The organism is Rhodoblastus sp. (assembly GCF_052145335.1).
Taxonomy (GTDB): Bacteria; Pseudomonadota; Alphaproteobacteria; order Rhizobiales; family Beijerinckiaceae; genus Rhodoblastus.
Genome location: NZ_JBKQOU010000189.1, coordinates 1 through 11,618 on the forward strand (window position 1 = coordinate 1; position 11,618 = coordinate 11,618).

The window sequence follows — 11,618 nt, forward strand, 5'->3', positions numbered from 1 at the left end:
TCCGCAAGACCGACAATCGACATTTCTAATCAAGCAATATAGTCACTGATGAGGGGCAGCATTTTCCCCCCCATTAATAAATAATACGATGACCATAAGATTCGTGAACCTTGCAAAAACGACTGCGGGCGCCTCTCCTATTCCCCACAACGGAACAGGATCGATTGGCGCCATCCTGGGGCCTTAACCAAGCTAGGCTGTTTTCGTTCCCACGGAACCAAAAAAAGCGCCATCTAACTTTGGTCATTTTTTGAAAAAATTCATTTAGCGTAAGATCGCCTTGGATTTAAGCAAGGTGATCGATCAATGCCGCGCGCGCATCCGGCGGCTTGAGCCCGCGCGGCCGATAAACGTCGCGGTGCAGGAAAAATTCGGTCAGTTGAAACCCCTCGCGGATTTCCTCGGGCGACACCGGATCGCCCGGCGGCCCGCGTAAAAAGCGCGGCAGCGGCAAGAGCCGCGCCGCCCATGGCGCGCCGGCGCCGCGGCTGACGGCGCGAGCGGATTTCGGCGACACATAGATCAAATCTTCCCGGGCCCCGGTCGCGGCGCAGCTTTCGAGATCGAGCCCGAAACCCAGCTCCGCCAGCAGAGCGAGTTCGAAATGCACGAAAAGACCCGGCGCCTGCGGCCCGGCGAGATGGGCGAGCAGCACCTGCGCCCGCTCATAGAGGCCGGGATGCGGGTCGCGCTCGGGCAGAAGCCGCAGCAGATGGTTTAGCAAATTGACGCCGTGCAGCGCCTGCGCGCTGGAGATCAGGGCGTCTGTGCGCAGCAGCGCCCCTTCGACAGCGTAAAGGCCGAGGTGCTGCTCCAGCCGCGCGCGCCAGATCGCCTCGACCTCGTTGCCCGGTTGCAGCACCGGTTGCATGGCCTTCGACCGTCCGCCGCGCACCACTCCGAGATGACGACCGTGGCCACGCGTCATCAATTCCAGAATCACGCTGGATTCGCCGTGCTTTTTCAGGCCGATGACCAGGCCGCGCTCCGACCATTCCATTCTTTACCCGCTTGACCTTGCCCAACTTGGCCAGCAAGCCCCGTTCAGGACTTCGGAAACTCCAGACCCATTTCCCGGTAGCGTTCGGGATCGTCTCCCCAATTCTCGCGCACTTTGACGAACAGGAACAGATGGACCTTCTGTTCCGCCGCTTCCATGATCTCCTTGCGCGCCGCCGAGCCTATGCTCTTGATGGTCTTGCCGCCCTCGCCGATGACGATCTTCTTCTGGCCTTCGCGGGTGACGTAAATGGTCTGCTCGACCCGCGCGGAGCCGTCGGGCTGGTCCTTCCACAATTCGGTTTCGACGGTGGATTGATAGGGCAATTCGTCGTGCAGCCGTTCGAAGAGTTTTTCACGGGTGATTTCGGCGGCGAGCGCGCGCAACGGCGCATCGGAAATCTGGTCTTCGGGGTAGAGCCAGGGACCTTCCGGCATCATGCTGGCGAGCTTTTCCTTGAATTTCGCCACGCCATAGCCCTTCAGCGCCGAAATCATGAAAGTCTCGGCGAAAGGCAGCCGCGCATTGATGTCGGCGGCGAGGCCGAGCAGTCTTTCATGCTCGATGGTGTCGATCTTGTTGAGCACCAGAATTTTCGGCGAGCGCAACTGCGGCAGTCGACCGAGAATCGCCTCGACTTCGTCGTCCACGCCCTTGCGCGCGTCGATCAGCAGCGCGACCGCATCGGCGTCGCCGGCGCCGCCCCAGGCGGAGGTCACCATGGCGCGGTCGAGCCGGCGCTTTGGCGCGAAAATGCCCGGCGTGTCGACGAAAATAATCTGGTTGGACCCTTCCAGCGCAATGCCCCGCACCAGGGCGCGGGTCGTCTGCACCTTTCGCGAGACGATCGAAACCTTGGCGCCGACGAGTTGGTTGAGGAGCGTCGATTTCCCGGCGTTGGGCGCGCCGATCAGGGCGACGAAGCCGCAATGGGTTCCGACGTTTTCCTCAGTCATTTTCGTCCTCCACCACGCCTTCGCGCGCCAGGAACTTTTGCGCGCAAGCCTGTTCGGCCAGCCGTTTTGAAGTTCCCTCGGCGAGGACCGGCTCGAATGTGTTGACGATGACCTCCATCACGAACAGAGGCGCATGATCGGGCCCGGACCGCCCGGACTGGCGATAGACAGGCGGCGGCAGGCCTCGCGCCTGCGCCCATTCCTGCAAGGCGGTCTTGGGGTCGCGCAAAGGCCTGCCCGGATTGAGCATTTTGGCGGCGAAAAACCGGCGCACCACCGTATCGACCTTGTCGTAGCCAGCGTCGAGAAAAATCGCGCCGAGGATGCTTTCGCAAATGTCGCCGAGAATAGCCGATTTCTGAGCGCCGCCGGTCTGGGCTTCGCCCTCGCCGAGCCTGACCGCCGCGCCGACGCCCCAGTCGCGCGCCACGTCGGCGCAAGTTTCCTTGCGCACCAGATCGGCCAGGCGACGCGACAATTCGCCCTCCTCAGCGGCGGGAAACGCCTCGTAGATCATCGCGGAAACCGCCAGGCCCAGCACCCGGTCGCCGAGAAACTCCAGCCTCTGGTATGAATCGCTCCGCCTTTGCGCCTGAGACGCCGGCAGCGCGCTGACATGGGTCAGGGCGCGGACGAGCAGCGATCCATCGGCGAAATCATGGCCGATGCGCGCCTGCAAGGCGGCGAGATCGCCGCCGGCGGCCTCCGGAGCGCGAGCATTCATCTTACAGCGTGGAACATGCGGCTGAGGCGCAGGTCCCAGGGCCAGCGCCAGAACTGCCAGGCCGGCGCGCCTTCGCCGACCGAGAAGAAGATCACTTCGGCGCGGCCTTCGAGATTCTCGAACGGCACATAGCCGACGCCGCCCTGGTCCGGCGGCACACGCGAATCGGTGGAATTGTCGCGATTGTCGCCCATCATGAAATAATGATTGGGCGGCACGACGAAGGGTCCTGCGTTGTCGTTGAAGCCGTCGTCGCCCTGGATCTCGATGATCTTGTGTTTCACGCCGTTCGGCAAGGTTTCCATATAGGTCGCAACCGGGCCGAAATGACCGTAAAGATCTTCGGTCTGGGCCTTTTCGATCGGCTCGCGCTCCACCAGCGCATCGTTGATGTAGAGGCGGCCTTTTTTCATCTCGATCTTGTCGCCCGGCAGGCCGATCACCCGCTTGATGTAATCGGTGTCGTTGTCGCGCGGCAGCTTGAACACCACGACATCGCCGCGCTTGGGCGGCGAGGCGAGTATGCGGCCCTCGAACAGCGGCAGGCCGAGCGGGATGGAATAGCGCGAATAGCCATAGGCATATTTCGACACGAACAGGTAGTCGCCGATTTCCAGGGTCGGTATCATCGAACCCGAAGGAATGTTGAACGGCTGGAACAGCAGGGTGCGAACGACGAGCGCGATCAGCAGCGCCTGAAGGATCACGACAACGGTTTCCCCAAGCCCTTCAGGCTCGGATTTTTTCGCGGCGCGCGACGCGTTTTCAGTCATGGTTTGGCTCATTTTAGGATCCGTTGCGTTTGGCCGCTGCTTGTCGACGTTTTCGGGGCGGAGCGCAAGTGTTGTGAGGAATTGCGGGCGATTTTGCGGCGGAAACATCACGGCTTCGGCCGCGCCTCGATCATTACCTGAGCCTGGGCCAGCGGATATTCGTCGGTCAGGGTCAGATGGACGTGGGCCTCATGACCGGGAGGGATCAAGGCCGCCAGACGCGCCGCCGCCCCGCCGGTCAGATGCAGGGTCGGGCGTCCCAGGGCGTCGTTGACCACACCCATTTCGCGCCAGGAGACGCCGCTCCCCAGGCCGGTTCCCAGCGCCTTGGCGCAGGCTTCCTTGGCGGCGAAACGCTTGGCGTAGGTGGCGGCGCGCGCCGTTCTTCCGTCCGCCTTGGCGCGTTCGATTTCGGTAAAGCAGCGACGCGGAAAACGGTCGCCGTGATCGGCGAGCATTTTCTCGATGCGCCTGATGTCGCAAAGGTCGATCCCGAGACCCACGATCACGCGTGACGACCTTCATCCATGGCTGCGCGCATAGACCGCACCGAAGCTTCGAGGCCAACGAAAATGGCTTCGCCGATCAGGAAATGGCCGATGTTCAGTTCGACCAGTTCCGGCAAGGCGGCGATGATCCGCGCGGTTTGGTAATCGAGACCGTGGCCGGCGTGGCATTCGAGTCCAAGCCGGGCCGCCTCGGTTGCGGCCGCGCGCAGGCGGGCAAACTCCGCCGCCGCTTCGTCCTGGCCGAGCGCAGCGGCGTTGCACCAGGCGCCGGTATGCAGTTCCACCACCGGCGCGCGGATCGCGACAGCCGCCGCCAGCGCCTCGAAAGATGGCTCGATGAACAGGGAAACGCGAATGCCGGCGCGTGAAAGCTCATTGACGAAGGGAAGCAGATGTTGCTCGCCGCCCACCACGTCGAGGCCGCCTTCAGTGGTGCGTTCGGTGCGTTTTTCAGGCACCAGGCAGCAAGCGTGGGGTCTGGTTTTCAGGGCGATGTCGAGCATCTGCTCGGTCGCCGCCATTTCGAAATTGAGCGGCGCGTCGATGGAAGCTTTCAGCCGCCGCATGTCGTCGTCGTTGATATGGCGACGGTCCTCGCGCAGATGAGCGGTGATGCCGTCGGCGCCGGCCGCCAGCGCCATTTGCGCCGCGCGCAGGGGATCGGGAACGGCGCCGCCGCGCGCATTGCGAAGCGTGGCGACGTGGTCGATATTGACGCCGAGACGGAGTTTTGGGGCGCTATTCATCGGCGGGCCTTTCGCGGCTCTGTCGCGGCCGTCGTTGCGAGGAGCGCCAAAGGGCGCGCTGACGGCCCGCCCCTCATCCGATCACCCGTTCCACGCTGTTGACGATCGGCAGCGCGCGCAATCGCGACAGCACATCGGTGAGATGTTTCAGGTCGAAGACCTGGATTTCCAGAATCATTTCGCGGAAGTCCGGCGATTTCTTGTTGAATTTGACGTCGTCGATATTGGCGCCCATCTCGCCGATCAGACTTGCCACGGCGCCGAGACTGCCCGGCTCGTTGATCGCGGCGACGATGACTTTCGCCGGAAAAAGCTCCTGCGCGTCGTCGATGTCCCAGCGCACGTCGAGCCAGCGCTCCGGCTGGTCGTCGAAAGCAGCGAGCGCCGGCGACTGGATTGGATAGACGGTGACGCCCTCTCCGGGGGTGAGAATCCCGACGATGCGGTCGCCCGGCACCGCGCCGCCATTGGGCGCGAAAGTCACTGGCAGATCGCCGCGCAATCCGCGAATCGGCAAGGCGTGGATGCTGCCGGACGCCCCCGGCACCTTGAACTGCACGCCCGAGGCCTTCTGCATGCCGAACCAGCCAGGGTCGGCGGGATTGGCCGGCGCCGCCGGTCGGCGTTCCTCCTTGAAGTCCGGATAGACCGACTTGACCACGTCGCCGGAGAACATTTCACCCCGGCCGACGGCGGCCAGGACATCCTCGACGCTGGCGCGCGCCAGCCGCGGCAGCGCCGCGCGCAGCTTGTCCTCGGAGTATTTCTTGGCCGCCCGCTCGAAGGCGCGCAGCACGATCTGGCGGCCGAGCCCGGCATATTGCGCCCGCACCGCGTCGCGGCTGGCGCGTCGGATTGCGGCGCGCGCCTTGCCGGTGATGGCGATCGATTCCCAGGCCGCCGGTGGCGTCTGGCCTTCGGCGCGGATGATTTCGACTTCGTCGCCATTGGCCAGCGGCGACAGCAACGGCGCCAGGCGGCCGTTGATCTTCACCCCCACGGCCGAATTGCCGACGCTGGTGTGGACCGCATAGGCGAAGTCGATCGGCGTCGCGCCGCGCGGCAAGGCGATCAGCCGTCCCTTGGGGGTGAAGCAGAACACCTGGTCATGGAACAGCTCCAGCCGGGTATGTTCGAGAAATTCCTCCGGACTGTCGCCGTCGGCGAGCATGTCGATGGTCCGCTTCAGCCATTGATAGGCGTTGCTTTCGTGCGACAGCACCGGCGCCGGAGCGTTGCGTCCGTCCTTGTAAAGCGCGTGCGCGGCGATGCCGTGGCGCGCGATGTCGTGCATTTCATGGGTGCGCACCTGCAATTCGACGCGCTGGCGGCCCGGGCCGACGACGGTGGTGTGGACCGAGCGGTAATCGTTCTGTTTCGGCGTCGAGATGTAGTCCTTGAACCGCCCCGGAACCATCGGCCATTTGGTGTGCACGACGCCGATGACGCGATAGACTTCATCGACATCGTTGACGACGACGCGAAAGCCGAAAATATCGGACAATTGCTCGAAGGCGACGGACTTGCGCTCCATTTTGCTCCATACCGAATAGGGCTGTTTCTGGCGGCCGCGCACATGCGCCTGGATGCCGCGCCGGGCCAGTTCGCCGGTCAGCTCCTCTTCGATGGTCTTGATCAATTCCTTGTTCTTGTCGCGCAGATCCTCCAGCCGCGTCGAGACCATGGCGAAGGCTTCGGGCATCAGATATTTGAACGACAGATTCTCCAGCTCGTCGCGCAGGTTCTGCATACCCATGCGGCCGGCGAGCGGCGCGTAGATTTCCAGAGTCTCCTCGGCGATGCGGGCGCGCTTTTCCGGCGAGACGTAATGCAGCGTGCGCATATTGTGCAGCCGATCGGCGAGCTTGACCAGCAGCACGCGCACATCGTCGGCGATGGCGAGGAGAAGCTTTCGGAAGTTTTCCGCCTGAGCGGCGCGTTTGGAGACCAGATCGAGTTTTTTAAGCTTGGTCAGTCCATCGACCAGACTGCCAATCTCCGGGCCGAACAGCTGGTCGATTTCCGCGCGGGTCGCGCTGGTGTCCTCGATCGTGTCGTGCAGCACGGCGGCGACAATGGTTGCGTCGTCGAGCTTCATTTCGGTGAGGATCGCCGCCACTTCCAGCGGATGGGTGAAATAGGGGTCGCCGGAAGCGCGTTTCTGCGCGCCATGCGCGCGCATGGCATAGACATAGGCGCGATTGAGCAGGTCTTCGTCGGTTTGCGGATTATATTTGCGAACGCGATCGACGAGTTCGTACTGCCGCATCATTCTAAAACAATTCCCCGCGCCTTCTGGCTGAACGAACAGGAAGGACCGCCTCCACTATCGTCGCCGCAGCGGCGATAAACAAGTGCGCCCCTTGCGTTTCCACCGGACTGACAAGGAAAAGCGAGGAAGCCACAGGCTGCCTCGCTTTAAACTCCTCCAGCAAAATCCTGGACCGCCGAAACCGTCGGAAAATTATTCCGAGTCGTCTTCCGTTTCGGCGGGCGGCACCAGACCCTCGAGTCCGCGCAGCAGGTCTTCCTCGGTCATGCGGTCGAACTGCACGTCGCCGGAGGCGTCGCTGGTCGCCGGAATCATGGCCGGCACGACCTCCGCCTCCGGTTCGTCCACCTCGACGTGCTTTTGCAGCGAATGGATGAAATCCTCTTTCAGATCGTCCGGCGAGACAGTCGACTCGGCGATTTCGCGCAGCGCGACGACCGGGTTCTTGTCGTTGTCGCGGGGAACGCTGATCTGCGAACCGGACGAAATCATCCGCGCGCGGTGGCTGGCCAACAAAACCAGGTCGAACCGGTTGTCGACCTTGTCAATACAATCTTCTACGGTGACGCGCGCCATACGGCCCCACTCCTCAAAACAGGTCGCTAAGTCAGGAATCCCGTTCCTGTTACAGAAAATTTTTCGCCGACGCAAGTTTCCCGGTTGCGTCGGCGAAATCCAAAACCGCAAAATCGACGTGTTTTAATCATAAAAAACAACGGATTTTCTTTGTCAATGAGTGGGTTGTCGGTTATGCCAGGGGGAAGGAGCGGCGAGCTTCGGCGCGCGTAGACGGGCCAACTGCGGCGGCAGGGCAGAGCGTCTCATCCTAAAGGAGTATTTATAGTCATCCGAACGTTGCAATCTTGCTTTCGACCGGATTTGCGATAAATAAACGCCAAAACTTATTGCCGACGCGCCCGAACACTCGCGCCCACACAATCGGAAATGGAACCACATAATGGCAGACCAGGAACGCATCGCCCTGTTTATTGACGGCGCCAATCTTTACGCAACTGCGAAATCGCTTGGTTTTGATATTGATTACAAGCGGCTCCTCAAGGAATTTCAATCCAAGGGCCGGTTGCTGCGCGCCTTTTATTATACCGCACTGGTCGAAGAGCAGGAATATTCCTCGATCCGTCCGCTGATCGATTGGCTCGATTACAACGGCTACGCCGTGGTGACCAAGCCGGCGAAAGAATTCGTCGACGCGCTCGGCCGCCGCAAGGTCAAGGGCAATATGGACATTGAACTGGCGGTGGACGCCATGGAAATGGCCGACCATATCGACCACATGGTGCTGTTTTCCGGCGACGGCGACTTCCGTTCGCTGGTCGAGGCGGTCCAGCGCAAGGGCGTCCGCGTTTCCGTACTCTCGACTATCACCACCCAGCCGCCGATGGTCGCTGACGAATTGCGTCGGCAAGCCGACGAATTCGTCGATCTCGTCCATCTGGTCAACAAGATCGGCCGCGACCCCGGCGATCGCTCTGACCGTCTGCAGCGCTTCCAGGAGCGCCGGCCGGCCGCGCCCGTTTCGCCCATGCCACACGACGCGGTTGTCGACGACGAGTGAAGCGGCTCCCTTCCACCCTGGCTCCCGGCGCGCGGAAAATTTTCCGCGCGCGTTATTCTTGCGAAAGCCTGTTGGCTCCGCGCACCCTGCGTAGAGCCGCCGCATGAGTTTCACGTCGCCCCGCCAGCCGGACGAAAATTGCGGGCTCTGCCCACGACTGGCCGATTTCCGCGCGGCGAACCGGCTGATCCTGCCCGACGGCCATAATGCGCCGGTGCCAAGTTTCGGTCCGCTTGACGCCCCGCTGCTGATTCTCGGGCTGGCCCCCGGCCTGCACGGCGCCAATTTCACTGGCCGGCCCTTCACCGGCGACTGGGCTGGCGACATGCTCTATCCGGCGCTCCTCCGTTTCGGCTTCGCCAAGGGCGTCTATGGCGAGCGCGCCGACGATGGATTGCAAACAAGCGAGTGCCGAATCTCCAACGCCGTGCGCTGCGTCCCGCCGCAGAACAAGCCCGTTCCCATGGAGATCGCCGCCTGCCGCGACTTTCTTGTGGAGGAAATCGCCGCCATGAAGAATTTGCGCGCCATCCTCTGCCTCGGCCGCATCGCCCATGACAGCGCCATCAGGACTTTGGGCGAAAAGCTCAAGTCCAACGCATTCGCGCATGGCGCGGCGCATCGCATTTCCGCAAGAGGGCTGACGCTTTACGACAGCTACCATTGCTCGCGTTACAACACGAACACCGGCGTGCTGACGACCGAGATGTTCGATGCGGTTTTCGCCCGCATAAAAGCGGATTTCGCCGCCGGGTAAACCGCGGCTAGAACTTCATCACCATGCGAAAACCGAGCACGGCGGCGTTGGGAATAGGCGTCACGCCATTGGCGATCTGGGGATTCGCGATATTGGCGCCGGGATGGACAATATATTGAAAATCCGGCTGCAGCGTCCAGTTCTTCGCCAGCTGGCACCGATAAGTCAGTTCGATCGCCGCCTCGAAGTCCCGGATCGGCTTGGGGACCTTCGTCATCGCGTCCAGTTCGCGGTCATAGTCCGCCACCTGCGGCGACACGCGGCCATAGGCCAATGCCAGCCCAAGAGCATCGTCCGGGCGCGATTCCAGCGGCCCCTGAAAGTTGAGGCCGGCGTCGGCATAGAGGTCGATCAAATTGCGATCGGCGGGCGCCGCTGTCGCGCGCAGAAAAAAGCTCAGGCCCCGGTCGCCGCCCGCCTCTGCGCGCCAGATCATCTGGTCGATCGCGCCATAGGTCGAAAAATTGCCGCCATGTTCCAGCGGCTGACCGCCCGATATAGCCAGCAATCCACCCTGGCTGTTGAAGCGCGGATCGGCATAGGAGCCGGCGATATGCCAGGCGCCGAACTTGACCGTTCCAGGCAGGCTCCGGTCCAGCGGCGATCCCTGGGCATTTTGCGCATACGTCCTGGCGCTGTCGCCTTCCTGCTGGAGATTGTCCGACGAATAGTCTGGACGATCCTGATTATATTTATAAACCACCTCCGCGATCATGAAGGCGGGATCGCCGAGGCGGAACGCCAGTCCATAGGGGTCGCGCGTCACTGGATTGCCCACGCCCGACCCGGCCGGATCGCCGTCAAACAGAGCTGCGCGGAGGATGATCCGGTCGTTGGGCTTGTACAACAGCCGCGCGCCAAGCGCAGCCTCAGGATAGGCTGGACCGCCGCCCGGCAGATCCTGCGCGGGAAGCACCGGCCAGCCGAAGGTAGAGTTGACGAAAAGGCCGGCGGTTTTGCTGACGAGGAATTCCTGCGCCGCGGTATATTGACCGACGCGCAGGCTGGTCTCGCTGTTCAGTTTTTGCTCGACCCAAAGGTTGAACAGGCGGATCGCATTGGGCGCCTCGACGCTGCTCACCACCATCAGATTGTCGAGATTATTGGCGCTGAGGCCGTAGCCATAAATTCCGTGAATACTGGCGTGAAAACTGGCGCCCGTCCAGCCGGCGAGTTTTTCGAGATCGCCGTCGATGATCGCGCCCAGGCGGCCGGAAAAGCCTGCGCCTTGCTGGACGCCCCCCGAGGGGTTCCCCAAAGCGTCGCCATAAAGGGTAAAGGTGAAGGTCACTCCCGCCTTTTCGAGGTTCGAGCGCCAGCCCCCCTGACTGACGTAAGCCTTCAACGCATCGGGCAAAGGCGGCTCGCCCGCAGGGGTCTCGCCGGCGCCCTCGCCTGCATGGACAGGCTGACTCAAGGCAAGTAAAGCCAACAGGCAAACGGCCGGCGAAGCGCCTTTACGCGCCAAAACGCTTAAAAAGCCAGTTTCCAGAGGGGGCGCCAAGGGTTTATTCATGCGCGTTCATAGCAACTGGCGGCGATTATCATAGCGGCAGGATAGTCGCCAATGCATTTTTTTGCCGCCTTTGCTTTAGCTGCAAAGCTTCAACATAGCCATGAGGGGCCGTGTGCTTGGCCGCAATCACGATAAGTTTATTTCCCAATCGGCGCGCTTCAATGCATTTCAATGCCTTAGCATAAGCGACCCCCGTGCTCCAGGCATAAGGTTCCTCGCGCGGCCTAGGCTGATCTTTAGAACCGAGGTATTTCATGGATCGAGAATTAGGAAATGCGGCCTTCTCCCCAGCGGTATCGTCGCCCGCGATCCAGTCCGCGAGCAAGGATCGACCGGCGGTCCTCTCGGCCGCTTTCCTGACAAGCGGCGTCGCTGCCGGCGTCATTCTCGTGTGGCTTTTCCAGAAAAACATCGTCAGAAGCCTTTGGCCGAACAATGCGGAATTAAAGCCGAGCATCGAACTGGCCTTGGCGGTCGCCGGCTTTTCGCTGTTCCTCGTCGTCGCTTTCCTGCTGATCGAAAAGCGGCGGAAGATTTTGGAACGCCGGCTGGAATGCAGGAATCTGGCGGGCTCGGACGACGGACTTCAACTCGTCGTCCGCAAGGGGGCAGACGCGTATGAACTGGCGTCCGCCTTGAACGGCGCTCGCCAGGCGTTCGCCAAGGCCGCTCTTCTGAAGGCGGCGATTGAAGAGGACGGCGCGATCTTGCTTGAGGATTTGCCGCAGGAGCCGCAGTTTTCGACCTTGCCCGCCAGACGCAAATCCAATGGCTGATGCGAGCGGTCCC

The 11,618-nt window shown here is 62.0% G+C and carries 12 protein-coding genes; 3 read left to right on the plus strand and 9 right to left on the minus strand.

Annotation, left to right across the window (positions count from 1 at the left end; all coding sequences use genetic code 11):
- Positions 1–286: 286 nt before the first annotated feature.
- The 8 genes from recO to rpoZ all read right to left on the minus strand — a co-directional run bounded on the left by recO (position 287) and on the right by rpoZ (position 7,556).
- The gene (recO, locus tag ACLP2E_RS11905) at positions 287–1,000 is read right to left on the minus strand and encodes a DNA repair protein RecO (protein ID WP_442466059.1); all 714 of its coding nucleotides are present in this window, start codon (positions 998–1,000) and stop codon (positions 287–289) included.
- 44 nt (positions 1,001–1,044) lie between these two features.
- Positions 1,045–1,956, minus strand: coding sequence for a GTPase Era (gene era, locus ACLP2E_RS11910; protein WP_442463776.1), 912 nt, complete (start codon positions 1,954–1,956; stop codon positions 1,045–1,047).
- Complete coding sequence (rnc, locus tag ACLP2E_RS11915; protein ID WP_442463777.1) at positions 1,949–2,680, minus strand: ribonuclease III; 732 nt, start codon at positions 2,678–2,680, stop codon at positions 1,949–1,951. Before rnc ends, era begins: the two co-directional genes overlap by 8 nt.
- Positions 2,677–3,465 (minus strand): signal peptidase I, encoded by a 789-nt coding sequence (gene lepB / locus ACLP2E_RS11920; RefSeq protein WP_442466060.1) that lies wholly within the window; start codon positions 3,463–3,465, stop codon positions 2,677–2,679. The genes rnc and lepB overlap by 4 nt, the downstream gene beginning before the upstream one ends.
- A gap of 95 nt (positions 3,466–3,560) precedes the next feature.
- A complete protein-coding gene (acpS, locus tag ACLP2E_RS11925) occupies positions 3,561–3,962 on the minus strand; it encodes a holo-ACP synthase (RefSeq protein WP_442463779.1) in 402 nt (133 codons plus the stop codon).
- Entirely contained in the window at positions 3,959–4,708 is a 750-nt protein-coding gene (locus tag ACLP2E_RS11930; RefSeq protein WP_442466061.1) for a pyridoxine 5'-phosphate synthase, read from the minus strand. Before ACLP2E_RS11930 ends, acpS begins: the two co-directional genes overlap by 4 nt.
- A gap of 73 nt (positions 4,709–4,781) precedes the next feature.
- Positions 4,782–6,980, minus strand: a complete 2,199-nt coding sequence (locus tag ACLP2E_RS11935) for a RelA/SpoT family protein (protein WP_442463781.1) — start codon at positions 6,978–6,980, stop codon at positions 4,782–4,784.
- Positions 6,981–7,172: 192 nt separating this feature from the next.
- On the minus strand, positions 7,173–7,556 hold the full coding sequence (gene rpoZ / locus ACLP2E_RS11940; protein WP_442463782.1) for a DNA-directed RNA polymerase subunit omega: 384 nt from the start codon (positions 7,554–7,556) through the stop codon (positions 7,173–7,175).
- Positions 7,557–7,938: 382 nt separating this feature from the next.
- Between rpoZ and ACLP2E_RS11945 the strand changes: the two genes are divergently transcribed.
- Together ACLP2E_RS11945 and ACLP2E_RS11950 are read left to right on the plus strand one after the other, a co-directional pair.
- Entirely contained in the window at positions 7,939–8,556 is a 618-nt protein-coding gene (locus tag ACLP2E_RS11945) for a LabA-like NYN domain-containing protein (RefSeq protein ID WP_442463783.1), read from the plus strand.
- Between the two features lie 103 nt (positions 8,557–8,659).
- Entirely contained in the window at positions 8,660–9,313 is a 654-nt protein-coding gene (locus ACLP2E_RS11950; RefSeq protein WP_442466062.1) for a uracil-DNA glycosylase, read from the plus strand.
- Between the two features lie 7 nt (positions 9,314–9,320).
- Here the strand turns inward: ACLP2E_RS11950 and ACLP2E_RS11955 are convergent, their stop codons facing one another.
- On the minus strand, positions 9,321–10,730 hold the full coding sequence (locus ACLP2E_RS11955; protein ID WP_442466063.1) for a carbohydrate porin: 1,410 nt from the start codon (positions 10,728–10,730) through the stop codon (positions 9,321–9,323).
- Positions 10,731–11,083: 353 nt separating this feature from the next.
- On the opposite strand from ACLP2E_RS11955, the gene ACLP2E_RS11960 reads away from it, so the two are divergent.
- Entirely contained in the window at positions 11,084–11,605 is a 522-nt protein-coding gene (locus tag ACLP2E_RS11960; protein ID WP_442463786.1) for a hypothetical protein, read from the plus strand.
- The last annotated feature ends 13 nt before the right edge of the window (positions 11,606–11,618 follow it).